Below are 25,988 nucleotides of genomic sequence, written 5' to 3'. Positions count from 1 at the left end.
CGGGCGCCCGGCCTGCCGCCTTTCCTTCCTGAAGGTTCCCACCATGCGTCATGCCCTGCCCCTCGCGCTGGCAGCCCTGCTTCTGGGCGGCTGCGCCAGCCACAAACCTGAAGATTTCAACGGTACCTGGATCAACCAGGATGCCATCGACGCCGCCGTCAAGGGCGACAGCTTGCGCAAGGCGCTGTCCAGCCATGGCCCGGTATTCGAATGGAAGATTGACGTCGTCAGCCAGCAAGCCCGCTACAGCAATGGCTTCGAAGCCGCTGAGGGCAGCCTCGTCGCGGCGGACAAGCAATGGCAAGCCAATTTCGAAGGCGGCCAGAGCGAGCAATTGAGCCTCGATGGCGACGAATTGCAAACGACCGACGCCTCCGGCGCCAAGCAGACCTTCGTGCGCAGCAAGCCCACGACACCCGCCGACGCACCGCTGGGTAGCAGCTTCGAGAAGGCGCTGTACAAGGCGTACCTGGGTGGCGAATGGAAAATCGTCGAAGGCCCAGGCCAGGGCGCCAAGGTCCGCTTCGCCGACGACGGCGGCGTGACCGGCTTGCCCGATCTGGACCGTTACGCCCTTTGCCTGGCCGGCGATTGCGCGACCATGGGCGGCGACAACGACAGCCTCTGGCTGGAGCGCGACCAACGCGGCGCCCCCTGGCTGTTCAAGCGTGATGACGACAAGCTGGAGATCTTCCGTGCAGTCAACCGTGCGCAGCCCGACGAAATGCCAGAACTCGCGGCTGGCGCGCGGCAGTGGGTGCTTGAGCGCGACTGATCCACTACCTGCAGGAGCAATTGTCTCGTCCAAAATTTAAAGACCTGCCCAATCCCTGTGGGAGCGGGCTTGTCCCGCGATCACCGGCGAAGCCGGTGCCATGCAGCGCGGTATCCGATTCGCGGGCAAGCCCGCTCCTACGGGTACCCGGCCAGCCTCGACACCGGTGGTCGAGGCTTGGCTTCAGCCTTTCAGGATCGCCGCGTACCCTTCCTTGTAGCTCGCATACTGCGGCACCCAGCCCAGCGCCCGTGCCCGCGCGTTGCTGCAGCGCTTGCTGCCGGTGCGGCGCACGCGCTGCTCGTCAGACCACTCGGTAACGCCCATGTACTGGCGCAGCCAGGCCACCACCTCGGCCAGCGGGGCCGGATCGTCGTCGACACCGATGTAGCAGTCCTGCAGCGCCACCCCGTCCGCGTCGGCCTGCAGCAGGAACGCCAGCAAACCGGCCGCGTCCTCGGCATGAATGCGATTGCCGTACAGCGGCGGCTCCTCGGCCACCCGATATCCCTGGCGCACCTGGCTCAGCAGCCACTCGCGGCCGGGGCCATAGATCCCCGTCAGGCGCACCAGGCTGGCGGGAATCCCGCTCTCGAGCGCCAAGCGCTCGGCCTCCAGCATGATCCGCCCCGAATATCCCTCGGGCTCGGTGGCCGCACCTTCCTCGACCCACTCGCCGCCCTGCTGCGCATAGACGCTGCTGCTGGACACGAACAGCAAGCGGCGCGGGTGCTGCCCCTTGTCCGCCAACCAAGTCAGCACGTGGCGCAAACCCTCCACGTAGGCGGCTCGATAACCGGCTTCATCGTGCTGGCTGGCCGCCACGCAATACACCAGATAATCCGGGGAACGCTCGGGCCAACCTGCAGGAATGCTGGGGTCGGACAGATCGGCCGCCACCGGCAGAACGCCTGCAGGCAGTTGCTCCACCGTGCGACGCAGCCCATGTACCTGCCAGCCGCGGGCGAGCAGTTGCCGGGCCAGGCGGCTGCCTACATCACCACAACCTACGATCATCGCGGACAGATCCGACATCACTTCACTCCAGAACGAAAGGCCCAGGCTAGCCGTATTAGACGATCAGCGGCTATCCAAAGCGTAAAAAAAGATACTCTATTACTTTTGTTAACAAGAATTACTTGCAATAATGGCGCCCTGATCAGTTCTCGGCCCGCCTCGAGGCCATGGAGAACACCACCTCATTTTTCTTCATCAGGTCCGGCCAGCATGACTCGTACTCAACCTTCCGCTTCGCCAACCACGTCGCGCGCCTGGCGCGCCATCGCCGCGCTGCTGTTCAGCCTGGTGCTGGCCCCGGCCGCCATGGCTGAAGAGCCTGCCGCCAACGGCGCCACCCCTCCTGCTGCAGTCGCTCCGGCTGACCCGGCCGCCACTGGCCAGGCATCCGCGAACGCCGCTGAGCCCGCCGAGGCCCAGGCGCCAGCAGGCGAGAACGTCGAAGCACTGGTCGAAGACACCTCGCTGGGCATGGCCCACGACCTGTCCCCATGGGGCATGTACAAGAACGCCGATATCGTCGTGAAGGCGGTAATGATCGGCCTGGCCATCGCCTCCATCATCACCTGGACCATCTGGATCGCCAAGGGCTTCGAGCTGATGGGCGCCAAGCGCCGCCTGCGCGGTGAAATCGCCCTGCTGAAGAAATCTGCCAGCCTGAAAGAAGCCAGCAGCGTCGCCGACAAGGAGGGCACCCTGGCCCATACCTTGATCCACGACGCCCTCGAGGAAATGCGCCTGTCGGCCAACACCCGCGAGAAGGAAGGCATCAAGGAACGCGTCAGCTTCCGCCTGGAGCGCCTGGTCGCCGCCAGCGGTCGCAACATGAGCAGCGGCACCGGCGTGCTGGCCACCATCGGCTCCACCGCGCCATTCGTCGGCCTGTTCGGCACCGTGTGGGGCATCATGAACAGCTTCATCGGCATCGCCAAGACCCAGACCACCAACCTCGCCGTCGTTGCCCCAGGCATCGCCGAAGCCCTGCTGGCCACCGCCCTGGGCCTGGTCGCCGCGATTCCGGCCGTGGTCATCTACAACGTCTTCGCCCGTTCCATCGCCGGCTACAAGGCGCAGGTCTCCGACGCCTCGGCGCAGGTCCTGCTGCTGGTCAGCCGTGACCTGGACCATCAGGCTGGCGAGCGCGCCGCCCCGCACATGGTGAAAGTGGGGTAAGCCATGGGCCTGCATCTCAACGAAGGTGGCGACGACCTCGCCGAAAACCACGAAATCAATGTCACGCCGTTCATCGACGTGATGCTGGTACTGCTGATCATCTTCATGGTTGCCGCACCACTGGCGACGGTCGACATCAAGGTCGACCTGCCAGCCTCGACCGCAAAACCTGCACCGAGGCCCGAGAAACCGGTGTTCGTCAGCGTCAAGGCCGACAAGAAGCTGTACGTCGGCGATGACGCGGTGGCCCTGCCCGAACAGCTTGGCGCGATGCTCGACGCCAAGACCAAGGGCGACAAGGAAACCACCATCTTCTTCCAGGCCGACAAGGGTGTTGACTACGGCGACCTGATGGAAGTGATGAACACCATGCGCGCGGCCGGCTACCTCAAGGTCGGTCTGGTCGGACTCGAGACGGCAGCCAAGAAATGACGAACAAGCGCTCCAACCTGGTGCGCTACGGTGCCAGCCTGGCAGCCGTGCTCGGTGTGCACGTGATCGCCGTAGTGCTGACGCTCAACTGGTCGGTGCCCCAGGCCATCGAGCTGCCGCCAGCAGCGATGATGGTCGAGCTGGCACCGGTCCCCGAGCCTGCGCCACCGCCGCCACCGAAAGCGGCTCCACAGCCGCCTGCGCCGGTCGAAGAGCCACCGCTGCCCAAGCTGGTGGAGGCTCCGAAACCGAAGATCGCGATCCCTAAGCCGCCCAAGCCGAAGGCCAAGCCCCAGCCGCCCAAGCCCGAGAAAAAGCCTGAGCCGCCGAAGGACGAACCACCGGCCAAGGAACAAGTGGCCGATACCGCGCCAAGCAACGCTCCGCCGCAGAAGTCGGCAGCGCCGCAGCCGAGTATCGCCTCCAACAGCAACGCCCTGCCGACGTGGCAAAGCGACCTGCTGCGTCACCTGGCGAAGTACAAGAAGTACCCGGAAGACGCGCGTCGCCGTGGCCTGCAAGGAATCAACCGGCTGCGCTTCGTGGTCGATGCCGAGGGCAAGGTGCTGTCGTATTCACTGGCCGGAGGCTCAGGCAGTGCTGCACTCGACCGCGCGACGATGGACATGATCCGCCGCGCCGGCACGGTACCCAAACCGCCTGCGGAGTTGTTGAACAATGGCACGATCGAGGTAGTGGCGCCCTTCGTCTACTCGTTGGACAAGCGCTGATACATTGCATCTGTCACAAAACCGCAAGTCTGATAACGTGCGTCTATCGATTGCACCCGCTATGCTGGGGCCGCAACTTCATGGACGCACGTTATGACCCTCACTGAACTCCGCTACATCGTCACACTCGCTCAGGAGCAGCACTTCGGCCATGCCGCCGAGCGTTGCCACGTCAGCCAGCCGACCCTGTCGGTCGGGGTGAAGAAGCTTGAGGACGAGCTGGGCGTGCTGATCTTCGAACGCAGCAAGAGCGCCGTACGCCTGACACCGGTCGGCGAAAGCATCGTCGCCCAGGCGCAGAAGGTGCTCGAGCAGGCCCAAGGCATCCGCGAACTGGCACAGGCCGGCAAGAACCAGCTCACTGCTCCACTGAAAGTCGGCGCCATCTATACCGTCGGCCCCTACCTGTTCCCGCACCTGATTCCACAGCTGCACCGGGTTGCCCCGCAGATGCCGCTGTACATCGAAGAGAACTTCACCCACGTGCTGCGCGAGAAACTGCGCAACGGCGAACTGGACGCGGTCATCATCGCGCTGCCGTTCAACGAGGCCGACGTGCTGACGCTACCGCTGTACGATGAGCCATTCTGCGCGCTGATGCCGGCCGACCACCCCTGGACCGCCAAGAAGACCATCGACACCGCCCTGCTCAACGACAAGAGCCTGCTGCTGCTCGGCGAAGGTCACTGCTTCCGCGACCAGGTACTCGAAGCCTGCCCGACCCTGAACAAGGGTAACGATGCCTCGAAGCACACCACGGTCGAATCCAGCTCGCTGGAGACCATCCGTCATATGGTCGCCTCGGGCCTGGGTGTTTCGATCCTGCCGTTGTCGGCGGTGCACAGTCATCACTACGCCCCTGGCGTCATCGAAGTGCGTCCACTGACAGCGCCTGCGCCGTTCCGAACCGTTGCCATCGCCTGGCGCGCCAGCTTCCCGCGGCCAAAGGCAATCGAGATCCTCGCCGATTCGATCCGCCTCTGTTCGGTCGCCAAGGCGCCTGCGCCACAGCCGGCCTGATGCCATGACGGAGTTGTCGAAGGTCCCGGTCACCGAGCTCAAGGGCGTCGGCGAGGCCATGGCGGAAAAACTCGCCAAGGTCGGCCTGGAAAGCCTGCAGGACTTGCTGTTCCACCTGCCACTGCGCTATCAGGACCGCACCCGCGTCGTACCGATCGGCGCCCTGCGTCCGGGTCAGGACGCCGTGATCGAGGGCGTGGTCAGCGGTGCTGACGTGACCATGGGCAAACGCCGCAGCCTGGTGGTACGCCTGGGTGACGGCACGGGCGTGCTTAGCCTGCGCTTCTATCACTTCAGCAATGCACAGAAAGAAGGCCTCAAGCGTGGCACCCACCTGCGCTGCTACGGTGAAGCACGCCCCGGAGCCTCTGGCCTTGAGATCTATCATCCGGAGTACCGCGCGCTCAACGGCGACGAACCGCCACCGCCCGTCGAGCAGACCCTGACCCCGATCTACCCGACCACCGAAGGCCTCACCCAGCAGCGTCTGCGCCTGCTCTGCCAGCTCAGCCTGAGCAAGCTCGGCCCGCGCAGCCTGCCCGACTGGCTGCCGGATGAGCTGGCCCGCGACTATCACCTGGCCCCACTGGACGACGCCATCCGCTACCTGCACAACCCACCCGCCGACGCCGACCTCGACGAGCTTGCCGAAGGCCAGCACTGGGCCCAGCACCGCCTCGCATTCGAGGAACTGCTCACGCACCAGCTCTCCCAGCAGCGTCTGCGTGAGAGCCTGCGTGCCCTGCGAGCCCCCGTGCTGCCCAAGGCCAGCCGCCTGCCCGGACAGTACCTGGCCAACCTCGGATTCACTCCCACCGGTGCCCAGCAGCGGGTAGGCAACGAGATCGCCTATGACCTCAGCCAGCCAGAGCCGATGATGCGCCTGGTGCAAGGTGACGTGGGTGCCGGCAAGACCGTGGTTGCTGCGCTGGCAGCGCTGCAGGCGCTGGAGGCCGGTTACCAGGTCGCGCTGATGGCGCCCACCGAGATCCTCGCCGAACAGCACTACATCACCTTCAAGCGCTGGCTCGAACCCTTGGGGATAGAAGTCGCCTGGCTGGCTGGCAAGCTCAAAGGCAAGGCTCGCGCCAGTGCGCTGGAGCAAATCGCCGGCGGCGCCCCCATGGTGGTCGGCACCCATGCGCTGTTCCAGGAAGAAGTGAAGTTTCGCTACCTGGCCCTGGCGATCATCGACGAACAGCACCGTTTCGGCGTGCAGCAACGGCTGGCCCTGCGCAAGAAGGGCGTGAACGGCACGCTGTGTCCGCACCAGTTGATCATGACCGCCACCCCCATCCCGCGTACGCTCGCCATGAGCGCCTACGCCGACCTCGATACCTCCATTCTTGATGAGCTGCCGCCCGGCCGAACGCCAGTCAATACCGTGCTGGTGGCCGACAGTCGCCGCTTCGAGGTGGTAGAGCGGGTCCGCGCTGCCTGCGCCGAAGGGCGCCAGGCCTACTGGGTGTGCACCCTGATCGAGGAATCCGAAGAGCTGACCTGCCAGGCCGCCGAAAGTACGTTCGAAGAGCTGGGCAGCGCGCTCGGCGAGCTGCGTGTGGGCCTGATCCACGGGCGCATGAAGCCTGCGGAAAAAGCCGCGGTGATGGCCGAATTCAAGGCCGGCCATCTGCAATTGCTGGTGGCCACCACGGTGATCGAGGTGGGGGTGGACGTGCCCAACGCCAGCCTGATGATCATCGAAAACCCTGAACGCCTGGGCCTGGCCCAGCTTCACCAGCTGCGTGGCCGGGTCGGTCGGGGTAGCGCCGTCAGCCATTGCGTGCTGCTCTATCACCCGCCACTGTCACAGATCGGCCGCGAACGCTTAGGGATCATGCGCGAGACCAACGATGGCTTCGTCATCGCCGAGAAGGATCTTGAGCTGCGCGGCCCCGGCGAAATGCTCGGCACCCGACAGACCGGCCTGCTGCAATTCAAGGTCGCCGACCTGATGCGTGACGCCGACCTGCTGCCCGCAGTACGCGACGCCGCACAGGCATTGCTGGCACGCTGGCCCGATCATGTCAGCCCGCTACTGGATCGGTGGCTGCGTCACGGCCAACAATACGGCCAAGTGTGACACCGGTCCCATTCGTGCCCCAGCTCGGGGCTCAGGATGGTTATACTTCGCGTTTGAAAAGACACCTTTGGAAACAGACCATGACTGAAGTGGCCCTGGACACCGCAACCCCGCACGCTCCGTCGGTCATCCGACTGCTGCTGGAAAAGCTCGGCGTAGCCTATCGCGAGGTGTCCGAACACCCGCGGCTGCCCGCGAAATCGCGCGTCCAGGCCGTTCTGCTGGACGATGAAGTCGGCGCGCTCATGGTGCTGTTCCCACAAAGCCATCTGCTGGACCTGAAGCGCCTGGAAGAGCTGACCGGTCGCAAACTCAAGGCCGTGCCGCTGGAGCGATTGAAGAAGATGCTCGACAAGCACCAGCTCAAGGCCTTGCCGGCAATCCCGGCCCTGACCAGCTCACCGTGCCTGTACGACGAACGGCTGCTCAACGCCGATAGCCTGTTGATCCAGTCCGGTGAGGCTGGGCTGCTATTGGAAGTGGCCCGCGACAACTTCAAGCGCATGCTGAGCAAGGCCAGCGCAGGCAGCTTTGGCCTTGAAGTCGAAAGCATCCAGCGCAACCTCGACCGCCCCCACGACGACACCAAGGAAATCTCCAACGCGGTCCAGGCTTTCACTGCCCGACGCATCCAGCAGCGCCTGGAGCAGACCATCGAGATCCCGCCACTGGCCGACACCGCGCAGAAGATCATCAAGCTGCGCGTCGACCCCAACGCCAGCGTCGACGACATCACCGGCGTGGTCGAAACCGACCCGGCACTGGCCGCACAGGTGGTGAGCTGGGCCGCATCGCCCTACTACGCGTCACCCGGCAAGATCCGCTCGGTGGAAGATGCCATCGTTCGCGTGCTGGGCTTCGACCTGGTGATCAACCTTGCGCTGGGCCTGGCCCTGGGCAAGACCCTGAGCCTGCCGAAAGACCATCCGCAGCAGGCCACGCCTTACTGGCAGCAGTCGATCTACACAGCCGCAGTGATCGAAGGCCTGACCCGCGCCATGCCGCGCGCCGAACGCCCCGAAGCGGGTCTAACCTACCTGGCGGGGCTGCTGCACAACTTCGGCTATCTGCTGCTGGCCCACGTGTTCCCGCCGCATTTCTCGTTGATCTGTCGTCATCTTGAGGTCAACCCGCACCTGTACCACAGCTATGTCGAGCAGCACCTGCTGGGCATCAGCCGCGAGCAGATCGGCGCCTGGCTGATGAAGCTGTGGGACATGCCGGATGAGCTGTCCGCGGCGCTGCGCTTCCAGCACGACCCAAGCTATGAAGGCGAGTATTCGGCCTACCCGAACCTCGTGTGCCTGGCCACGTCGCTGTTGCGTTCGCGGGGCATTGGCTCAGGACCGCAGGAAGAGATTCCGGAGGCGCTGCTCGAACGCCTTGGGCTGACCCGCGACAAGGCGGAGGACGTAGTGAGCAAGGTGCTGGAAGCCGAAGCGCTGCTGCGCGAACTGGCCTCGCAGTTCCAGGCCCCACACTGACTGGCAAGAGCGGGTTTGCCCGCTCGTACACAGGCGGATTCAGGCCTTTTTCTTGCGGGGCTTGAGGTATTTCATCAGCCCCTGGAACCAGATCACCAATGCCGGGTTGCCCTTGATCTGGATGTTCTTGTCCTGGATCCCCTGCATGAACGCCAACTGCTTGTTGCCAGCCTGCAAGGTGGCAAAGCCGAACGCGGCATCCTTGAAGGCGATGGCAAAGGCCGGTTGAGGGTGCAGGCCACCCTTGCTGCTGATGCGCTCACCACTCACCGTGAAATGCCGGGCCACTTTGCCATCCAAGGTCTGCATCTGGAACACCAGGTCCTTGTCGCGCAGTTGCTGCTGGAACGCCGGGTTGTTACGGCTGGCCCTGGCCATCAGCAGCCCCATGGCCCAGAGAAGAAAGCGAAACTTCATCAACGCGCCTCGATTGAAATATGACTGAAGCGCGCAGTTTATCCCTTTCTTAAACTTTTTACGCCAGCTCGCCGCATTGTTTCTGCACGCCAGAAAGCACAACGGGCGCCCTGGGGCGCCCGTTCGGATGACACTGGAGTGTCAGGAATCGATCACTTGCCTTTCTTGGCTGGCTTGGCGGGAACGTTGACGCTGTCACGCAGGTTCTTGCCAGGTTTGAAGGCAACAGTGTTGCTGGCCTTGATCTTCACCGGTTGACCAGTCTGTGGGTTCTTGCCGGTGCGCGCGCCGCGGTGACGCTTCTCGAAGGTGCCGAAACCGACCAGGGTGACGGTATCCTTGTCGAGCGCGCCAGTGATGCTGTCGAGAATCGCGTTCAGCACCTGATTGGCCTTTTCCTTGGTCAGATCGGCCTTTTCGGCGATGACGGCGGCGAGTTCTGGTTTACGCATAGTGAAGCCTCTTTGACGGGATTTTTGTTGTTATGCCGTGCTACCTGCGAAAGCAGCGCCCAAGGCGCCGCAGGCTCTAATCTGCGGCAGACGGAAGTGAGAATGGCACGCTCACCGTGGCCGCGCCAGTGTCTGAGCGGCCATTGTCGCGCCAAGAACAGGCCAAACACGACAGTTCGAATGGCATTCAGGCCATTAGAGGCGGAAGCTGCCGATTCAGCGCCAGCTTTTCCAACACCGCCGACCCCGTGAGGGCATAGCCCAGCAACTGGCCATCGGCGCTGTAGCACAGCGCTTTCAGGTCGCTGCCCTGCCCTTCGACCTGCCAGGTTCCCTCTCGGCCCATCGGTGCTGGCGAAACAACCAGCGGGCACGCGGGCGTCTTTACCGTGACAGGCATCGGGCCATAGTTCACACCCGTGGGGTTGCCGGCGAGCGTCTGCGCCAGCGCGCGGGCGCAAGCCATCAGCGGCATGACGTAGAGCAGGTTGATGCCATCCACTTCGGCGCAATCGCCCAAGGCGAAGATGTTTGCGTGGGAGGTCCGCAGTTGGCGATCCACCACTACCCCCCGGTTCACCTGCAGTCCGGCAGCGGCGGCAAGGTCTGTACGCGGTCGCAGGCCGATGGCCGAGACCACCAGATCACAGGCGATCACGCTGCCGTCCGACAAGTGAGCCTCGAGACCGCCGCCGGTGCGCTGCAGGCGGGTCAGCACCGGGCCCAGATGGAAGCGCACGCCCAGCCCTTCCAGGCCAGCCTGCACCGCACTGGCGGCAGCAGGATGCAACAAGGTCGGCATCACCTGCTCACAGGGCGCCACCACGTCGCACTGGTAGCCGCCGAGGGTCAGATCGTTGGCGAACTCGCAGCCGATCAGCCCGGCACCCAGCAGCAACACGCGCTGCTTGCCCGCGGCGGCGGCACGAAAGCGCGCGTAGTCTTCCAAGTCGTTGATCGGAAAGACCAGCTCGGTGCCGTCGCCCTCAATCGGCACCTGTACCGTCTGCGCACCCAAGGCCAACACCAGGTCGCGGTATTGCACCGCCTCCTCGCCGATCCACAAGCGCTTGTGACCAGGGTCGATGCCGCTGATACGGGTATGGGTACGAATCTCGGCCTTGAGCTGCTCGGCCATGGCGCCCGGCTCGGCCATGCACAGGCCGTCGGCGTCCTTGTGCTTGGCAAAGCCGGTGGAGAGCATCGGCTTGGAATAGGAGCGACCGTCGTCGGCGGTGATCAGCAACAGCGGCGTGTCAGCGTCGAGCTTGCGAAATTCCCGGGCCAGGTTATAGCCCGCAAGGCCAGTGCCGATGATCACCACAGGGGACGTCATGTCGTGCTTCCTCTTGCAGGGGGTCGTCGATCAGCCGATGGCGATCATTTCGAAGTCGCTCTTGCCTACACCACAATCGGGGCACAGCCAATCTTCCGGCACGTCTTCCCAGCGGGTGCCTGGAGCGATCCCGTCGTCCGGCCAGCCCTCGGCCTCGTCGTAGATCAGGCCACAGACAATGCATTGCCACTTCTTCATCAGGGTTCCTCGGTCAGGCGTTGTGTTGCCGCTGATGGTTCTCTCATGGCTGAACCCGCCCCTGCATAGGAGCGGGCTCCCCCGCGAAGCACTCACCGCGCAATTCATGACGGGCTTTGTACTGGCCCGGCCGGCAGTATGCAAGCAAACCCGGCAATCATGCTAAGCTCGCCGCCTCTCTGGATGTAACAAGCATACCGACGTGTCGTACGAATCCCCGCAAGCAGCCGCTGTCGCGTGGCTGGCGTATCCACAGCTGGCGAGCGACCTCGACCAGCGCACCCTCGACTGGCTGTTCGACGAAGGCTCCCTGACCCGTCGCCTGACCCGCCTCTCCCACGACCACTTCTGCGTGACGCCGCTGTTCGAAGGCTGGCAACCACTGCGTGACGACGAATGCCTCGCCCTGAATCTTGCGCCAGGCGCGCAGGGATGGGTGCGTGAAGTCTATCTGCGCGGCCATGACCAGCCTTGGGTATTCGCCCGCAGCGTCGCCAGCCGCGAAGCCTTGGAGCGCGGCGGTCTTGATCTGGCGACCCTGGGCAGCCGCTCGCTCGGCGAGCTGCTGTTCTGCGACCAGGCGTTCATTCGCCACCCCATCGAGGTGTGTACGTACCCACAGGCGTGGATGCCGACGGAGGTTGCCAGCGCCAACCTCTGGGGCCGCCGTTCGCGCTTCGAACGCGATGGCCTGGACCTGCTGGTCGCCGAGGTATTCCTGCCAGCGATGTGGCAGGCGGACAAGGAGGTATCGCCCTGATGTACCTGCAGCTGCTCAAGTCGCTCAACCGCCTGCACCCCAGGGCCTGGGACTTCGTCCAGCTCAGCCGCCTGGACCGTCCCATCGGCATCTACCTGTTGCTGTGGCCTACGCTCGCGGCCGTGTGGATCGCCGCCAAGGGTGCACCAACCCTGGCCAACGTGCTGATCTTCGGCCTCGGAGTTGCGCTGATGCGCGCGGCGGGCTGCGCGATCAATGACTTCGCCGACCGCAAGGTCGACGGCCACGTCAAGCGCACCGCCGATCGCCCCCTGGCCAGCGGCCGGATAAAGCCGCGCGAAGCGGTGATGCTGTTCGTGGTGCTGACAGGGATCAGTTTCCTGCTGGTGCTGTGCACCAACGCCAGCACCGTGTGGCTGTCGTTTGGCGGCGTTGCCCTGGCGTTCTGCTACCCGTTCATGAAGCGCTACACCTACTACCCGCAGGTGGTGCTGGGTGCCGCTTATTCGTGGGGCATCCCCATGGCCTTCACCGCTGCCGGGGGTGAGTTGCCAGCGGCGGCCTGGCTGCTGTACATCGCCAACCTGCTGTGGACGGTAGCCTTCGATACCTACTATGCGATGGTCGATCGCGACGACGACCTGAAGATCGGCGTGAAATCCACGGCGATCCTCTTCGGCGAGGCCGATCGGGTGATCATCCTGACCTTGCAGGTGCTGTCGCTCGGCTGCCTGTTGCTGGCCGGCAACCACTTCGAACTGGGTGGCTGGTTCCACCTGGGCCTGTTGGGCGCCCTGGCATGCTTCGCCTGGGAGTTCTGGTCGACCCGCACGCTGGATCGCGATGCCTGCTTCAAGGCGTTCCTGCACAACCACTGGGCGGGCCTGCTGATCTTCATCGGCGTGGTGCTGGACTACGCGCTGCGCTGAAGGGAGCGCAGCGGTTCGCCGCTGCGACTTGCCGCGCGATCGCACTGGTGAATTCACTGACGCAATCGCGGGGCAAGCCCGCTCCCACAAAGACCGACCACGCGTCAGGGTTTGGCGATATGCCAGACATCCTTCACGCCATCACCGGTCTTGTCCCCGGCTTTCTTGTCCTTGATGAAGGTGTACAGCGGCTTGCCATCATAGGCCCACTGCTTCTTGCCATCATCGCGCTCGATCACCGTCCACTTGTCCTTGGCCGCTTCATCCTCGGCCTTGACCAGCAGCGGCGGCCAGTTGGTTGCGCAATCACCGTTGCACATCGACTTGCCTCCGGCATCCTTGTCGAAGGTGTACAGGGTCATGCCGGCATGGTCGACCCACATGCCGTCCTTCTCCATCGCGTGGTGCGCCGACGCCACCCCCGGCAATGCCAGCGCAGCGAAAAGGGCCATCCAGCTCAGCGTATGTCGTGTCATTGGAATCACCATCGTGTCGGGGGGAAGAAGGAGAAACACCGCCGCAGCGGCCCTGTGAAGCCTAGCGCAGTCATGCAATGTCGCCAGAACGGCCAACGCCCTGTCACACAGCTGCAATAATTCCGTTATCTAATGCGGGCCAAGACATCATAGATGGGAGAGTTTTGAGCATGGTTGGCAGGAACATTCTGATCGTCGACGACGAAGCGCCTATTCGCGAGATGATCGCCGTTGCATTGGAAATGGCCGGCTACGACTGCCTCGAGGCAGAGAACTCCCAGCAGGCCCACGCCATTATCGTCGACCGCAAGCCGGACCTGATCCTGCTGGACTGGATGCTGCCCGGCACCTCCGGCATCGAACTGGCACGCCGTCTCAAGCGCGACGAGCTGACCGGGGACATCCCGATCATCATGCTCACCGCCAAGGGCGAAGAGGACAACAAGATCCAGGGCCTGGAAGTCGGTGCCGACGACTACATCACCAAGCCGTTCTCGCCCCGCGAGCTGGTGGCCCGCCTCAAGGCCGTGCTGCGCCGCACCGGCCCGAGCGACAGCGAGGCACCGATCGAAGTCGGCGGCCTGCTGCTCGACCCGATCAGCCACCGCGTTACCATCGACGGCAAACCCGCCGAGATGGGCCCGACCGAATACCGCCTGCTGCAGTTCTTCATGACCCACCAGGAGCGCGCCTACACCCGTGGCCAGCTGCTCGACCAGGTCTGGGGCGGCAACGTCTATGTCGAGGAGCGCACCGTCGACGTGCACATCCGTCGCCTGCGCAAGGCACTGGGTGAAGCCTACGAAAATCTGGTACAAACCGTCCGCGGCACCGGCTACCGTTTCTCGACCAAGAGCTGACGCGCCCGCACGCTTCACTGCAAGCCGCTGTACAAGGACTGTGAATTGAACCCGAACTGGCACGCGACCCTGATTCGCCACCTGCTCCTGCTGATCAGCGTCTGCCTGCTCGGCGGGCTGATCAGCGGGCAATACGGCTGGAGCCTGGCGGTTGGCCTGGCGCTCTACCTGGGCTGGACCCTGAAGCAGTTGCTGCGCCTGCACGAATGGCTGCGCAACCACCAGCCCGACGAGGCGCCGCCGGACGGCTACGGGCTGTGGGGCGAAGTGTTCGACAGCATCTACCACCTGCAGCGCCGCGACCAGCGTGTCCGCGGGCGCCTGCAAGCGGTGATCGACCGAGTCCAAGAGTCCACCGCTGCCCTGCGCGATGCGGTGATCATGCTCGACAGCGATGGCAACCTGGAGTGGTGGAACCGCGCCGCCGAGACCCTGCTGGGCTTCAAGACGCCCCAGGATGGCGGGCAACCGGTCACCAACCTGGTCCGTCATCCGCGCTTCAAGGAATACTTCGAAGCGGAAAACTACATCGAACCGCTGGAAATCCCCTCACCAATCAACGACCGCCTGCGCGTGCAACTGCACATCACCCGCTACGGCAACAACGAGCACCTGATGCTGGTGCGCGATGTAACCCGCATCCACCAGCTCGAACAGATGCGCAAGGACTTCGTCGCCAACGTCTCCCACGAACTGCGCACGCCGCTGACGGTGATCGCCGGGTACCTCGAGACGCTGCTGGACAACGTCGAGGACGTGAACCCGCGCTGGGCTCGCGCGCTGCAGCAGATGAGCCAGCAAGGCTCGCGCATGCAGACCCTGCTCAACGACCTGTTGTTGCTGGCCAAGTTGGAAGCGACCGACTATCCCTCGGACAACCAGCCGGTGGCGGTGGATACTTTGCTGCAGTCGATCAAGGGTGACGCCCAGGCGCTGTCCGGGCCCAAGCGCCAGAACATCTCCCTGGAGGCCGCGCCGGGCCTGCGCCTGAAAGGCAGCGAATCGGAACTGCGCAGCGCCTTCTCCAACCTGGTGTTCAACGCAGTGAAGTACACCCAGGAGGAAGGCACCATTCGCATCCGCTGGTGGGCCGACGAGCAGGGGGCCCACCTGAGCGTGCAGGACTCGGGGGTGGGCATCGACGCCAAGCACCTGCCGCGCCTGACCGAACGCTTCTACCGCGTCGACTCCAGCCGTGCCTCCAACACAGGCGGCACCGGGCTGGGCCTGGCGATCGTCAAGCATGTGCTGATGCGCCATCGCGGCAAGCTGGAAATCAGTAGCGTGCCGGGTCATGGCAGCACGTTCACCTGTCATTTTGCGCCGGCACAATTGGCGCCAAATCGCAGCTGAGAATCGGCGAGCAAAAACCATCCCCTTTGCTTTTGCAGCTTCAGCCGCTACATTGGATCCCCTGTGCCAGCTAGAGCTGGCACTTTTTTTCTCTCTCTTTCAAAGACGGACCCCGTAAAAACTCCATCATGGACCCTTCCCCTGGTATCAGCCTCGCTTCTCTATTCGCCGATTTCGGCATGATTCTCTTTGCCCTATTCCTGGTAGTTCTCAATGGCTTCTTCGTTGCCGCCGAGTTCGCCATGGTCAAGCTGCGCTCTACCCGCGTCGAATCCATCGCCGAGCTGCACGGCTGGCGCGGCAGCATCCTGCGCAAGGTACACAACCAGCTCGACGCCTACCTGTCGGCCTGCCAATTGGGCATCACCCTGGCCTCGCTGGGCCTGGGCTGGGTCGGAGAGCCGGCCTTCGCCCACCTGCTCGAACCGCTGCTGGCCTATCTGGGCGTCGACAGCCCGGAACTGATCAAGGCCGTGTCGTTCTTCGTCGCCTTCTTCGTGATCTCGTACCTGCACATTGTGGTCGGCGAACTGGCGCCCAAATCCTGGGCGATCCGCAAGCCCGAGCTGCTGTCGCTGTGGACGGCAGTGCCGCTGTACCTGTTCTACTGGCTGATGTACCCGGCGATCTACCTGCTCAACGCCAGCGCCAACACCATCCTGCGCATCGCCGGCCAGGGCGAGCCCGGGCCGCACCATGAACACCACTACAGCCGTGAAGAGCTCAAGCTGATCCTGCACTCCAGCCGCGGCCAGGACCCGAGCGACCAGGGCATGCGCGTGCTGGCCTCGGCGGTGGAAATGGGTGAGCTGGAGGTGGTCGACTGGGCCAACTCCCGTGAAGACATGGTGGTGCTCGATGCCAAGGCGCCGCTGAAGAACATCCTGGCGATGTTCCGTCGCCACAAGTTCAGCCGTTACCCGGTGTATGACGCCGAGCGCGAAGAGTTCACCGGCCTGCTGCACATCAAGGACCTTCTGCTGGAGCTGGCCGAGCTGGACCACCTTCCTGAAAGCATCGACCTGGAAGACCTGGCGCGGCCGTTGGAGCGCGTATCGCGACACATGCCGCTGTCGCAGCTGCTCGAGCAGTTCCGCAAGGGGGGTGCGCATTTCGTGCTGGTCGAGGAAGCCGATGGCAAGGTGATCGGTTACCTGACCATGGAAGACGTGCTGGAAGTGCTGGTCGGCGATATCCAGGACGAACACCGCAAGGCAGAACGCGGCATCCTTGCCTATCAGCCGGGCAAGCTGCTGGTGCGGGGCGACACGCCGCTGTTCAAGGTCGAACGCCTGCTGGGCGTCGACCTTGACCACATCGAGGCCGAGACCCTCGCAGGCCTGGTTTACGAGTCGCTCAAGCGCGTGCCCGAGGAAGAGGAAGTGCTGGAAGTCGAAGGCCTGCGCATCATCATCAAGAAGATGAAAGGGCCGAAGATTGTCCTGGCCAAGGTGCTGAAGCTCGACTGACGACGCTGTTCATGGGTTCCCTGCCGTGAAGTCCGGTAGTCCGCCAATCGGACGGTCGAAACGGTAGGGAATCGACTCCAGCGCCAGCCCCACGTTGCGCTGCACCACGAAATGCAGGTGTGGCCCGCTGCTGTTGCCGGTGTTGCCAGACTTGCCCAGCATCTCACCCTGCCCCACCCGCTGACCCTCGCTCACCACCACGGAACCCCGCATCAAGTGCAGGTACACCCCCATGGTGCCGTCTGCGTGCAGGATCCGCACGAAGTTGCCCGAAGGGTTGTTGCCACGTCCGCTCTGGCGGTTCTCCACTTTGACCACCACGCCACCCCGAGCGGCAATGATCGGCGTGCCCTCTGGCATGGCGATGTCCATGGCATAGCGGCCCTTCGCGCCAAAATGGCTGAAGCGCCCGTTGGGCCCTTGGCTCAGCCGGAACGGACCGCCGCGCCACGGAAAGGGATAGCGGTAGGCTTGCGGGCGCTGCGCGGGGTCGCCGAGGGCGTGACGCAGCTTGGCGCGGTATTTCAGTTGGCCGCCGGAACGCGCCAGCAACACGCTCAGCACCTGTGTGGAGCGCGGCGCCAGCACCCGTCGCACGATACGCGGCGCGTTACCGTCGCGGGCGTTGCCAAGGCCTTCCAGACGCAGTTCGACTTCCACTGGGGCGAACAGATCATTGCGCGCCAGGAAACGCACGCCCCCGGCAAAGGTTTCGGGCTGCAGACGGACCTGATCGTCGAGACGCTCGACCATCGGCTCGCGCAAGGCCATTGCCCGTGCCCCGGGGCTGGGCTGGTAGGAATAGGACGCCACGCCGAAGGTGTCGGTGGTGCTGTAGAGGGTCATGGCCATGCCCGGTGCCGAAGCCAAGAGCAGGGACAGCAACAGGCAGGCGCGCATGATAGTGGCTTTTTGACAGTTGTTATGTCTTGAGCCTAGCAGCGAGTTATCCCGGGGGTATGACAGTTGGTCGGGTGACTGCTTCGAATCTGACGCGGTAAGAGCGGCCTTTTGCCGCTCTTACCGGAGGGTGGAACAGCGGATCAACCGCCCGGCGTGAAGTGCTTCTGCGCAGTACCGCGGGCGATCAATCGCGACAGGTAATCGAGCTTCTGTGCATCCTGATCGACGAACTTGAACGTCAGTTGCAGCCAGTCGCTCTCAGGCTTGGGCTCGAGCGCGGCGATGGCATGCAGGTAACCGTTCAACCGTGCGACCTCGGCGTTCTCACCCTGCTCCAGATCGAGCACCGCACCTTCGAGCACCTGCGGCAGAGCAGCACTGCGGCGCACCACCAACAGCGCTTCCTTGAGGCTGAGGGCCTTGATCACGCAGGGCTGAGTACCGCTGGAAAGGCGCAGCTGCCCCTGACCTCGCCCGGACTGGGCTGCAGCGGCAGCGCTCTGCGGTGGCGGTGCGCTGATCAGCGGTTTGCTAGCGGCAGCCGACGCAGGCGTTGGCGCGACCTTCACGGCTTCGGGCTTGCCGCCGGTCAGGGCACTCAGCGAATCGTTGGCAAAGGCCGAATTGACTCGCGCCGGCGCTCCCGCCATCAGGGCCTCGAGCTTGCCGATCTTGGCCAGGGACTTTTTCACCTTGGTCAGCAACTGTTCGTTGGTGAACGGCTTGCCAACGAAGTCGGAGACGCCAGCCTGAATGGCCTGAATCACGTTTTCCTTGTCACCACGGCTGGTCACCATGATGAACTGCAGGGCTTTCATTTCTTCCTGCTGGCGACACCAGGTCAGCAGTTCAAGGCCGGACATCTCCGGCATCTCCCAGTCGCACAGGACCAGGTCGAAACGTTCCTTGCTCAGCATGGCCATGGCCTTGCGGCCATTGACCGCGTCTTCGATGACCATGCCTGGGAAGGCATTGCGCAGGCACTTCCTCACCAGGTCGCGGATGAACGGCGCATCGTCCACGACCAGCACATTGACTTTACTCATCGATACTCCTCTTGAATCCCGACTAGCATACCGCCGACTGATGGCAATTTGCCAAACCACTGGTCACGCCGGGACGTTTCAAGACTGTTCGCGGGTGCCTGCTGTATCTGCCACAAACGAAAACGCCCGGACGAGGCCGGGCGTTGATGCTCGGGAGCAATATTACTTATCGTCCGATTCGCCCGGAACATTAGCCTTTTCGGCAGAGCCGGAAGTGTCGCCCTCGACCTCGGCCTTCATGCGCTTGAGGCCCATGTGGCGTACATCGGTGCCACGCACCAGGTAGATCACCAGCTCCGAGATATTGCGGGCGTGGTCGCCGATACGCTCCAGCGAGCGCAGGGCCCAGATGACGCTCAATACCCGCGAGATCGATCGGGGGTCTTCCATCATGTAGGTGACCAGCTCGCGCAGCGCGGTCTTGTATTCGCGGTCGATGGTCTTGTCGTACTGGGCCACCGACAGTGCCAGCTCGGCGTCGAAACGGGCGAAGGCGTCCAGTGCATCGCGGACCATGTTGCGCACCTGGTCGCCGATGTGACGCACCTCGACGTAGCCACGGGGCGACTCGCCTTCCTCGCACAGCTGAATGGCGCGGCGGGCGATCTTGGTCGACTCGTCACCGATGCGCTCCAGGTCGATCACCGACTTGGAGATGCTGATGATCAGACGCAGGTCGGACGCCGCAGGCTGGCGACGGGCGAGGATGCGTACGCATTCCTCGTCGATGTTGCGCTCCATCTGGTTGATCTGTTCATCGACCTCACGCACCTGCTGGGCCAGGCCCGAATCGGCTTCGATCAGCGCAGTCACGGCATCGTTGACCTGCTTCTCGACCAGGCCCCCCATCGCCAGCAGGTGGCTGCGCACTTCCTCGAGCTCGGCGTTGAACTGCTGGGAGATGTGATGGGTAAGGCTTTCTTTGTTGATCATCGTTCTCTAGTCCCTGAATCCTGTAGGAGCGGGCTTGTCGGGGCGCCGAATTGCCACGCTGCTAGCCGTAACGCCCGGTAATGTAGTCTTCGGTCTGCTTCTTCGCCGGATTGGTGAAGAGCGTGTCGGTATCACCGAATTCGATCAGCTTGCCCATGTACATGAAGGCGGTGTAGTCGGAGACGCGCGCCGCCTGCTGCATGTTGTGGGTCACGATGACGATGGTGTACTTGGACTTCAGCTCGTAGATCAGCTCTTCGACCTTCAGCGTGGAAATCGGGTCCAGTGCCGAGCAAGGCTCGTCGAGCAGCAGGACCTCGGGCTCTACGGCGATGGTACGGGCGATCACCAGACGCTGCTGCTGACCACCGGACAGCCCCAGCGCCGAGTCGTGCAGGCGGTCCTTGACCTCATCCCACAGCGCCGCGCCCTTGAGCGCCCACTCGACCGCTTCGTCGAGCACGCGCTTCTTGTTGATACCCTGGATACGCAGGCCGTAGACCACGTTCTCGTAGATGGTCTTGGGGAACGGGTTGGGCTTCTGGAACACCATGCCCACCCGGCGACGCAACTCGGCCACATCTTCGCCCTTGCGGTAGATGTTGTTGCCGTACAGGTTGATGGCGCCTTCCACGCGGCAACCATCGACCAGGTCGTTCATGCGGTTGAAGGTGCGCAGCAGCGTGGACTTGCCGCAGCCGGACGGACCAATGAAGGCGGTCACGCGCTGTTTGGGGATGTTCATCTGTACATCGAACAGCGCCTGCTTGTCGCCGTAGAACAGCGACAGGCCCGGGACTTCGATGGCCACGGTCTCTTCGGCCAGGCGCAGGCTCTGCTTGTCGCGGCCCAGGGCCGACATGTCGATGCCGTGGGAGTGGGATTCTTGCTGCATGGTCAACTCCATACGCTATCAATTCGTTTCAAAGGGCCGCCCATACCGTGGGCGGCTCACTTGCAATCAGGATCAGCTGTCGAGCGCCTTGTACTTCTCGCGCAGGTGGTTACGGATCCACACCGCCGAGAGGTTGAGGGTCGCGATCACCAGTACCAGCAGCAGCGCCGTGGCGTAGACCAGCGGTCGCGCGGCCTCGACGTTGGGGCTCTGGAAGCCGACGTCGTAGATGTGGAAGCCCAGGTGCATGATCTTCTGGTCGAGGTGGAGGTAAGGGTAGTTGCCGTCCACCGGCAGCGATGGCGCCAGTTTCACTACACCCACCAGCATCAGCGGCGCCACCTCGCCTGCGGCGCGCGCCACGGCGAGAATCATGCCGGTCATCATCGCCGGGCTGGCCATCGGCAGTACGATTTTCCACAGCGTCTCGGCCTTGGTCGCACCCAGGGCCAACGAGCCCTCGCGCACGGTACGCGGAATCCGCGCCAGGCCTTCTTCAGTGGCGACGATCACCACAGGAACCGCCAGCAGCGCCAGGGTCAGCGAGGCCCACAACAAGCCTGGCGTGCCCAGCGTAGGCGCCGGTAGCGATTCGGGGAAGAACAGCCGGTCGATCGAGCCACCCAGCACGTACACGAAGAAGCCCAGGCCGAATACGCCATAGACGATCGCGGGCACGCCGGCCAGGTTGTTCACCGCGATGCGGATCAGACGCGTAACCGGGCCTTGCCTGGCGTATTCGCGCAGGTAGACCGCCGCCAGCACGCCAAAGGGGGTGACGATCACGGCCATGATCAGGGTCATCATCACCGTGCCGAAGATGGCCGGGAAGATGCCGCCTTCGGTGTTGGCTTCACGCGGGTCGTCGCTGAGGAACTCCCAGACCTTGCTGAAGTAGGCGCCCATCTTGGTCATCGCCGACATGCCGTTCGGCTGGATGGCATGCACCACCTTGCTCAGGTTGATCTCCACCTGGCGGCCGTTGGCGTCGCGGGCCACCAGGCTGTCGCGGGCGAAGGCCTGGTGCAGGCCGGTCAGACGCTCCTCGATGGTCTTGTAGCGGCTGTTCAGCTCTGCGCGTTCAGACTCGATATCGGCCTGGGCGGCCGCATCCAGCTTGCCCTGCAGCTCCAGCTTGCGGCTGTGCAGGCGCAGGCGTTCGAGGCCGTGGTTGATGGAGCCGATGTCTTTCTTCTCGAGCGACACCAGTTGGTCGTTCAGGTCGCTGGCGCGCTTGAGGCGGCTCTGCAGTTCGTTCCAGGCGCTCGGGCCTTCGGCGACCACACGGCCTTCTTCCTTGACGCTGACCAGGTAACCATAGAAGTTGCCCCACTCGCGGCGCTCCAGGGCAATCAGGTCGGCAGGCTTGCTCTGGTCCACCAGCCATTCGCCGACCAGCCAGGTGAAGTCGCTGCCGTTGAGGTCGCGGTTTCCGACCTTGACCAGCTCGCGGGTCATGAACTCCGGCCCCTGGTCAGGTACCGGCAGGCCAGCGCTCTTGAGGCGCTCGCGCGGGACTTCTTCCTTCTGCACCACTTCGCCGACGATCACATGATCGGCCTGGCCGGGCACCTTGTAGGTGGCCTGGACCAGGTCGGCCGGCCAGAAGTGGCCCAGGCCGCGAACAGCGATCACGGCGAGCAGGCCGACGGTCATGATCACCGCCATGGCGACCGCGCCACCGCTGATCCACACGCCCGGCGCACCGCTCTTGAACCAGCCTTTGAGGGAATCCTTTTTCACGGATCTCTACCTTTCTATCAAAGCGACGAGTATTTCTTGCGCAGACGCTGGCGAATCAGCTCGGCCAAGGTGTTCATGATGAAGGTGAACATCAGCAGCACGAGGGCGGCGAGGAACAGCACACGATAGTGGCTGCCGCCGACTTCCGACTCGGGCATTTCCACGGCCACGTTGGCGGCCAGGGTGCGCATGCCCTCGAACAGGTTCAGTTCCATCACCGGGGTGTTGCCGGTGGCCATGAGCACGATCATGGTCTCGCCCACCGCCCGGCCCATGCCGATCATCAGCGCCGAGAAGATGCCCGGGCTTGCGGTGAGGATGACCACGCGGGTCAGGGTCTGCCAAGGCGTCGCGCCCAGCGCCAGCGAGCCCAGCGTGAGGCTGCGCGGTACGCTGAACACGGCGTCTTCGGCGATCGAGTAGATGTTCGGAATCACTGCGAAGCCCATGGCGATACCCACCACGAGGGCGTTGCGCTGGTCATAGGTGATGCCCATGTCGTGGCTGATCCACAGGCGCATGTCGCCGCCGAAGAACCAGCTCTCCAGGAACGGGCTCATGGACAGCGCGAACCAGCCGATCGCCAGGATCACCGGGATCAGGATCGCCGCTTCCCAGCCATCCGGAATGCGCTGGCGGATCGACTCTGGCAGGCGGCTCCAGGAGAAGCCCGCCACCAGGATGCCGATCGGCAAGATCAGCAACAGGCTGAACACGCCCGGCAGGTGGCCCTCAAGATACGGCGCCAGGAACAGGCCGGCGAAGAAGCCGAGGATCACCGTCGGCATCGCTTCCATCAGCTCGATCACCGGCTTGACCTTGCGACGCATGCCCGGCGCCATGAAGTAGGCGGTGTAGATGGCCGCGGCAATGGCCAGGGGTGCGGCCAGGATCATCGCGTAGAACGCGGCCTTGAGCGTACCGAAGGTCAGCGGCGACAGGCTCAGCTTGGGTTCGAAATCGGTGTTGGAGGCGGTCGACTGCCAGACGTACTTCGGCTCGTCGTAGTTCTCGTACCAGACCTTGCCCCACAACGCGCTGAAGGACACTTCAGGGTGCGGGTTGCGCAGGCTCAGTGGCAGCAGCTTGCCGCCTTCTTCGATCATGATGCGGTTGGCGCGCGGCGACAGGGCCAGCACACCGGCGCCGTCGGCAACCGGCTCGACCAGCAGGGTACGGTGCGCGGTGCTGTGGAACACACCAAGCTTGCCGTCGTTGTCCAGAGCGATGAAGCCCTTGCGACGCTCCTCGGCATCGATCTGGGCGATCGGTGCCTTGCCCAACTGGAAGCTGCGGATCAGCTTGAAGCGCGACTCGCCATCCGGGTCGCGGGCCATGAACCACTGGCTCAGGCCACCCTTGGAGTCACCGAAGATCAGCGAGATACCACCGACCAGCTGGCCACTGGCAGTGATTTCGGCGTTACCATCTTCGAGCAGCTTGTAGCGACCGTTGAGGCTCTTGTCCCGCAGGCTGAAGACATCGGCGGTGGCGCGACCGTTGACCACGTACAACCACTGCTGGCGCGGGTCGATGAAGATGTTCTTCACCGTCTGGGTCATCTGCGGCAGCGCGATGCGGTTCTGTTCGGTGGTGGTCTCACCGGTCATCATGTTTTCAGTGCGCGACAGCTCGATCACCTGCAATTGCGCGCCGGTGGAGCCGGCCAGCAGCAGGGTGTCGCCATTGAGGTTGACGCTCACGTGCTCCAGCGCACGACCCTGTTCGTCGAGGGCGAAAGGATCCTGACCATAGGGGTAGTCGATGCCCGCGTTGATGGTCTTTTTGTTGTCCGGATAGGTGATCTTGTAGGTGTGGTGGAACACCAGCGCCTGGCCATTAGACAACCCCAGCACCACCAGCGGACTGCCCGGCTGGTCGGTGCCGATCGAACTGACCGTGGTGCCCGCCGGCAGCGGCAGGTCGACGCGCTTGATCTCGGCACCGGTCTTGGTATCGAAGAACAGTGCCTGGCCCTTGTCGGAAACACGCATGCCCACGAGGTTCTGCTCCTCGAGGGCGATCATCAGCGGCTTACCGGCATCCTGCTGCAACCAGGTCGGCTCAAGGGCTTTCTTGCTGGTCAGCTCCGCGCCCTGGAACAGCGGCAGTACCACGTAGGCCAGATAGAAGAAGATCAAGGTAATGGCTGCCAATACGGCAAGCCCGCCCACCAGGACATACCAGCGGGTCAGGCGGTCCTTCAACGCGCGCATGCGGCGCTTGCGTTGCAGCTCGGGCGTATTGAAATCAATGCGCACGGGAGGGGAATTTGGGGTCATTGTGGAATTGGCCAGATCATTCATGCGCACACCCTAGCGGTCCCGTATGACAGAAACATGACAGTGTAGTGACGCAAAAAAGCCCGCCGCTCAGGAGACCTGGCTTCGGACTGGGGAAAGTCGTGGAAGGGGCCGACCCACTGGCCCACCCCTTCCGGGCAACGCGTCTTACTTGTGGGACAGACCCAGGTCACCCAGGGTCTTCTCGACCACTTTGGCCGGCAGCGGGATGTAGCCATCCTTCACCACGACCTGCTGGCCTGCCTGCGACAGGACCAGCTTCACGAACTCGGCTTCCAGCGGTGCCAGAGGCTTGTTCGGTGCCTTGTTGACGTACACGTACAGGAAGCGCGACAGCGGGTAGGTACCGTTCAGGGCGTTGGCTTCGTTATCTTCGATGAACTCGCCGCCTTCCTTCTTGGCCAGGGCTACGGTCTTGACGCTGGCGGTCTTGTAACCGATACCCGAGTAGCCGATGCCGTTCAGCGAGGAGCTGATCGACTGCACGACCGAAGCCGAGCCAGGTTGTTCGTTGACGTTAGGCTTGAAGTCGCCTTTGCACAGGGCTTCTTCCTTGAAGTAGCCGTAGGTGCCCGATACCGAGTTGCGGCCAAACAGCTGGATTGGCTTGTTGGCCAGGTCGCCGGTCACACCGACGTCACCCCAGGTCTTGATCTCGGCCTTGCCACCGCACAGGCGGGTGGAGGAGAAAATCGCGTCGACCTGAGCCATGGTCAGGCCCTTGATCGGGTTGTCCTTGTGCACGAACACGGCCAGGGCGTCGACAGCGACTGGGATGGCGGTCGGCTTGTAGCCGTACTTCTGCTCGAAGGCCTGCAGCTCGACGTCCTTCATCTTGCGGCTCATCGGGCCCAGGTTGGCGGTGCCTTCGGTCAGCGCGGGCGGCGCGGTGGACGAGCCGGCAGCCTGGATCTGGATGTTTACGTTCGGATATTCCTTCTTGTAGGCCTCGGCCCACAGAGTCATCAGGTTCGCGAGAGTGTCGGAACCGACGCTGGAGAGGTTGCCCGATACGCCAGTGGTCTTGGTGTAGGTCGGGATAGCAGGGTCGACAGCGGCGACCGCGTTGGCGGCAGCGACGCCAGCGGCGGCAAAGGTCAGGGCCGCCATCAAACGCTTCAGTTTCATGCCTTGCTCCTAGCAGGAATATTGGGTGTGTTGGATGGAACGGGGCCCAGTATCGGCAGGCCGCATGAACACGATATGACCTAATTGTGACAAATGGATGAAAGGCCATCA

Annotated in this window: 25 protein-coding genes; 12 read left to right on the top strand and 13 right to left on the bottom strand. The window is 63.5% G+C overall.

The window, feature by feature from the left end; genetic code table 11:
- Positions 1-43 precede the first annotated feature (43 nt).
- Positions 44-775 (top strand): hypothetical protein, encoded by a 732-nt coding sequence (locus F6X62_RS16645; protein WP_153774190.1) that lies wholly within the window; start codon positions 44-46, stop codon positions 773-775.
- 183 nt (positions 776-958) lie between these two features.
- On the opposite strand, the gene F6X62_RS16640 is transcribed toward F6X62_RS16645, so the two are convergent.
- Positions 959-1,810 carry an SDR family oxidoreductase gene (locus F6X62_RS16640; protein ID WP_153774189.1) on the bottom strand — a complete coding sequence of 284 codons (852 nt, stop codon included), beginning with the start codon at positions 1,808-1,810 and terminating at the stop codon, positions 959-961.
- A gap of 192 nt (positions 1,811-2,002) precedes the next feature.
- Here F6X62_RS16640 and exbB point away from each other — a divergent pair, with 192 nt between their 5' ends.
- From exbB to F6X62_RS16610, 6 genes are all read left to right on the top strand, one after another.
- Positions 2,003-2,965, top strand: a complete 963-nt coding sequence (gene exbB, locus F6X62_RS16635; RefSeq protein WP_153774188.1) for a tonB-system energizer ExbB — start codon at positions 2,003-2,005, stop codon at positions 2,963-2,965.
- A gap of 3 nt (positions 2,966-2,968) precedes the next feature.
- On the top strand, positions 2,969-3,397 hold the full coding sequence (gene exbD / locus F6X62_RS16630; RefSeq protein ID WP_054894876.1) for a TonB system transport protein ExbD: 429 nt from the start codon (positions 2,969-2,971) through the stop codon (positions 3,395-3,397).
- Positions 3,394-4,128, top strand: a complete 735-nt coding sequence (locus F6X62_RS16625; protein WP_063541816.1) for an energy transducer TonB — start codon at positions 3,394-3,396, stop codon at positions 4,126-4,128. Before exbD ends, F6X62_RS16625 begins: the two co-directional genes overlap by 4 nt.
- A gap of 93 nt (positions 4,129-4,221) precedes the next feature.
- Positions 4,222-5,148, top strand: a complete 927-nt coding sequence (locus F6X62_RS16620) for a hydrogen peroxide-inducible genes activator (protein WP_054894878.1) — start codon at positions 4,222-4,224, stop codon at positions 5,146-5,148.
- A 4-nt stretch (positions 5,149-5,152) separates the two neighbouring features.
- On the top strand, positions 5,153-7,231 hold the full coding sequence (gene recG / locus F6X62_RS16615; protein WP_153774187.1) for an ATP-dependent DNA helicase RecG: 2,079 nt from the start codon (positions 5,153-5,155) through the stop codon (positions 7,229-7,231).
- Positions 7,232-7,311: 80 nt separating this feature from the next.
- Positions 7,312-8,715 carry an aminoacyl-tRNA deacylase and HDOD domain-containing protein gene (locus F6X62_RS16610; protein WP_153774186.1) on the top strand — a complete coding sequence of 468 codons (1,404 nt, stop codon included), beginning with the start codon at positions 7,312-7,314 and terminating at the stop codon, positions 8,713-8,715.
- 39 nt (positions 8,716-8,754) lie between these two features.
- Here F6X62_RS16610 and F6X62_RS16605 read toward each other — a convergent pair whose 3' ends face one another.
- The 4 genes from F6X62_RS16605 to F6X62_RS16590 form a co-directional block, all read right to left on the bottom strand.
- Entirely contained in the window at positions 8,755-9,132 is a 378-nt protein-coding gene (locus F6X62_RS16605; protein ID WP_054894881.1) for a hypothetical protein, read from the bottom strand.
- Positions 9,133-9,284: 152 nt separating this feature from the next.
- Positions 9,285-9,584: an HU family DNA-binding protein gene (locus F6X62_RS16600; RefSeq protein WP_054894882.1), complete on the bottom strand. Its 300-nt coding sequence runs from the start codon at positions 9,582-9,584 to the stop codon at positions 9,285-9,287.
- A gap of 187 nt (positions 9,585-9,771) precedes the next feature.
- A complete protein-coding gene (locus F6X62_RS16595) occupies positions 9,772-10,920 on the bottom strand; it encodes an NAD(P)/FAD-dependent oxidoreductase (protein WP_125931118.1) in 1,149 nt (382 codons plus the stop codon).
- 30 nt (positions 10,921-10,950) lie between these two features.
- Positions 10,951-11,118 (bottom strand): rubredoxin, encoded by a 168-nt coding sequence (locus F6X62_RS16590; protein WP_011536423.1) that lies wholly within the window; start codon positions 11,116-11,118, stop codon positions 10,951-10,953.
- Positions 11,119-11,320: 202 nt separating this feature from the next.
- Between F6X62_RS16590 and F6X62_RS16585 the strand changes: the two genes are divergently transcribed.
- The gene (locus F6X62_RS16585; protein ID WP_153774185.1) at positions 11,321-11,878 is read left to right on the top strand and encodes a chorismate lyase; all 558 of its coding nucleotides are present in this window, start codon (positions 11,321-11,323) and stop codon (positions 11,876-11,878) included.
- Positions 11,878-12,768, top strand: coding sequence for a 4-hydroxybenzoate octaprenyltransferase (gene ubiA / locus F6X62_RS16580; RefSeq protein ID WP_054894885.1), 891 nt, complete (start codon positions 11,878-11,880; stop codon positions 12,766-12,768). Before F6X62_RS16585 ends, ubiA begins: the two co-directional genes overlap by 1 nt.
- Before the next feature lie 104 nt (positions 12,769-12,872).
- Here ubiA and F6X62_RS16575 read toward each other — a convergent pair whose 3' ends face one another.
- The gene (locus F6X62_RS16575) at positions 12,873-13,244 is read right to left on the bottom strand and encodes a hypothetical protein (protein WP_063541824.1); all 372 of its coding nucleotides are present in this window, start codon (positions 13,242-13,244) and stop codon (positions 12,873-12,875) included.
- A gap of 170 nt (positions 13,245-13,414) precedes the next feature.
- Here F6X62_RS16575 and phoB point away from each other — a divergent pair, with 170 nt between their 5' ends.
- The 3 genes from phoB (at position 13,415) to F6X62_RS16560 (ending at position 16,926) form a co-directional block, all read left to right on the top strand.
- Entirely contained in the window at positions 13,415-14,104 is a 690-nt protein-coding gene (phoB, locus tag F6X62_RS16570; protein WP_003253341.1) for a phosphate regulon transcriptional regulator PhoB, read from the top strand.
- Positions 14,105-14,149: 45 nt separating this feature from the next.
- Positions 14,150-15,457: a phosphate regulon sensor histidine kinase PhoR gene (gene phoR, locus F6X62_RS16565; RefSeq protein ID WP_153774184.1), complete on the top strand. Its 1,308-nt coding sequence runs from the start codon at positions 14,150-14,152 to the stop codon at positions 15,455-15,457.
- Positions 15,458-15,585: 128 nt separating this feature from the next.
- Positions 15,586-16,926: a hemolysin family protein gene (locus tag F6X62_RS16560; protein WP_054894888.1), complete on the top strand. Its 1,341-nt coding sequence runs from the start codon at positions 15,586-15,588 to the stop codon at positions 16,924-16,926.
- 9 nt (positions 16,927-16,935) lie between these two features.
- Here F6X62_RS16560 and F6X62_RS16555 read toward each other — a convergent pair whose 3' ends face one another.
- The 7 genes from F6X62_RS16555 to F6X62_RS16525 form a co-directional block, all read right to left on the bottom strand.
- On the bottom strand, positions 16,936-17,826 hold the full coding sequence (locus F6X62_RS16555; RefSeq protein ID WP_054894889.1) for a M23 family metallopeptidase: 891 nt from the start codon (positions 17,824-17,826) through the stop codon (positions 16,936-16,938).
- Positions 17,827-17,969: 143 nt separating this feature from the next.
- The gene (locus F6X62_RS16550) at positions 17,970-18,875 is read right to left on the bottom strand and encodes a response regulator (RefSeq protein ID WP_153774183.1); all 906 of its coding nucleotides are present in this window, start codon (positions 18,873-18,875) and stop codon (positions 17,970-17,972) included.
- Positions 18,876-19,037: 162 nt separating this feature from the next.
- Positions 19,038-19,808, bottom strand: a complete 771-nt coding sequence (phoU, locus tag F6X62_RS16545; RefSeq protein ID WP_153774182.1) for a phosphate signaling complex protein PhoU — start codon at positions 19,806-19,808, stop codon at positions 19,038-19,040.
- 61 nt (positions 19,809-19,869) lie between these two features.
- On the bottom strand, positions 19,870-20,703 hold the full coding sequence (gene pstB, locus F6X62_RS16540) for a phosphate ABC transporter ATP-binding protein PstB (RefSeq protein WP_054892955.1): 834 nt from the start codon (positions 20,701-20,703) through the stop codon (positions 19,870-19,872).
- Between the two features lie 72 nt (positions 20,704-20,775).
- Positions 20,776-22,446, bottom strand: a complete 1,671-nt coding sequence (gene pstA, locus F6X62_RS16535; protein WP_054892956.1) for a phosphate ABC transporter permease PstA — start codon at positions 22,444-22,446, stop codon at positions 20,776-20,778.
- Between the two features lie 17 nt (positions 22,447-22,463).
- Complete coding sequence (locus F6X62_RS16530; protein WP_112899491.1) at positions 22,464-24,752, bottom strand: ABC transporter permease subunit; 2,289 nt, start codon at positions 24,750-24,752, stop codon at positions 22,464-22,466.
- Positions 24,753-24,896: 144 nt separating this feature from the next.
- Entirely contained in the window at positions 24,897-25,877 is a 981-nt protein-coding gene (locus tag F6X62_RS16525) for a phosphate ABC transporter substrate-binding protein PstS (protein WP_054892958.1), read from the bottom strand.
- Positions 25,878-25,988: the final 111 nt, after the last annotated feature.

This window comes from Pseudomonas sp. MNR3A (assembly GCF_009650575.1).
In the GTDB taxonomy this organism is placed as follows: domain Bacteria; phylum Pseudomonadota; class Gammaproteobacteria; order Pseudomonadales; family Pseudomonadaceae; genus Aquipseudomonas; species Aquipseudomonas machongensis.
This window is presented reverse-complemented; position numbering and strand designations above follow the sequence as displayed.

Excerpts from the sequence above, each read along its gene's own strand:
- F6X62_RS16600 (WP_054894882.1), bottom strand. The coding sequence starts at position 9,584 with ATGCGTAAACCAGAACTCGCCGCCGTCATCGCCGAAAAGGCCGATCTG.
- F6X62_RS16555 (WP_054894889.1), bottom strand. The coding sequence starts at position 17,826 with ATGCGCGCCTGCCTGTTGCTGTCCCTGCTCTTGGCTTCGGCACCGGGC.
- F6X62_RS16605 (WP_054894881.1), bottom strand. The coding sequence starts at position 9,132 with ATGAAGTTTCGCTTTCTTCTCTGGGCCATGGGGCTGCTGATGGCCAGG.
- F6X62_RS16610 (WP_153774186.1), top strand. The coding sequence starts at position 7,312 with ATGACTGAAGTGGCCCTGGACACCGCAACCCCGCACGCTCCGTCGGTC.
- F6X62_RS16620 (WP_054894878.1), top strand. The coding sequence starts at position 4,222 with ATGACCCTCACTGAACTCCGCTACATCGTCACACTCGCTCAGGAGCAG.
- F6X62_RS16560 (WP_054894888.1), top strand. The coding sequence starts at position 15,586 with ATGGACCCTTCCCCTGGTATCAGCCTCGCTTCTCTATTCGCCGATTTC.
- F6X62_RS16575 (WP_063541824.1), bottom strand. The coding sequence starts at position 13,244 with ATGACACGACATACGCTGAGCTGGATGGCCCTTTTCGCTGCGCTGGCA.
- F6X62_RS16530 (WP_112899491.1), bottom strand. The coding sequence starts at position 24,752 with ATGAATGATCTGGCCAATTCCACAATGACCCCAAATTCCCCTCCCGTG.
- ubiA (WP_054894885.1), top strand. The coding sequence starts at position 11,878 with ATGTACCTGCAGCTGCTCAAGTCGCTCAACCGCCTGCACCCCAGGGCC.
- phoB (WP_003253341.1), top strand. The coding sequence starts at position 13,415 with ATGGTTGGCAGGAACATTCTGATCGTCGACGACGAAGCGCCTATTCGC.
- phoU (WP_153774182.1), bottom strand. The coding sequence starts at position 19,808 with ATGATCAACAAAGAAAGCCTTACCCATCACATCTCCCAGCAGTTCAAC.
- F6X62_RS16625 (WP_063541816.1), top strand. The coding sequence starts at position 3,394 with ATGACGAACAAGCGCTCCAACCTGGTGCGCTACGGTGCCAGCCTGGCA.
- pstB (WP_054892955.1), bottom strand. The coding sequence starts at position 20,703 with ATGCAGCAAGAATCCCACTCCCACGGCATCGACATGTCGGCCCTGGGC.
- exbB (WP_153774188.1), top strand. The coding sequence starts at position 2,003 with ATGACTCGTACTCAACCTTCCGCTTCGCCAACCACGTCGCGCGCCTGG.
- F6X62_RS16550 (WP_153774183.1), bottom strand. The coding sequence starts at position 18,875 with ATGAGTAAAGTCAATGTGCTGGTCGTGGACGATGCGCCGTTCATCCGC.
- recG (WP_153774187.1), top strand. The coding sequence starts at position 5,153 with ATGACGGAGTTGTCGAAGGTCCCGGTCACCGAGCTCAAGGGCGTCGGC.
- F6X62_RS16645 (WP_153774190.1), top strand. The coding sequence starts at position 44 with ATGCGTCATGCCCTGCCCCTCGCGCTGGCAGCCCTGCTTCTGGGCGGC.
- F6X62_RS16640 (WP_153774189.1), bottom strand. The coding sequence starts at position 1,810 with ATGTCGGATCTGTCCGCGATGATCGTAGGTTGTGGTGATGTAGGCAGC.
- F6X62_RS16590 (WP_011536423.1), bottom strand. The coding sequence starts at position 11,118 with ATGAAGAAGTGGCAATGCATTGTCTGTGGCCTGATCTACGACGAGGCC.
- F6X62_RS16595 (WP_125931118.1), bottom strand. The coding sequence starts at position 10,920 with ATGACGTCCCCTGTGGTGATCATCGGCACTGGCCTTGCGGGCTATAAC.
- F6X62_RS16525 (WP_054892958.1), bottom strand. The coding sequence starts at position 25,877 with ATGAAACTGAAGCGTTTGATGGCGGCCCTGACCTTTGCCGCCGCTGGC.
- exbD (WP_054894876.1), top strand. The coding sequence starts at position 2,969 with ATGGGCCTGCATCTCAACGAAGGTGGCGACGACCTCGCCGAAAACCAC.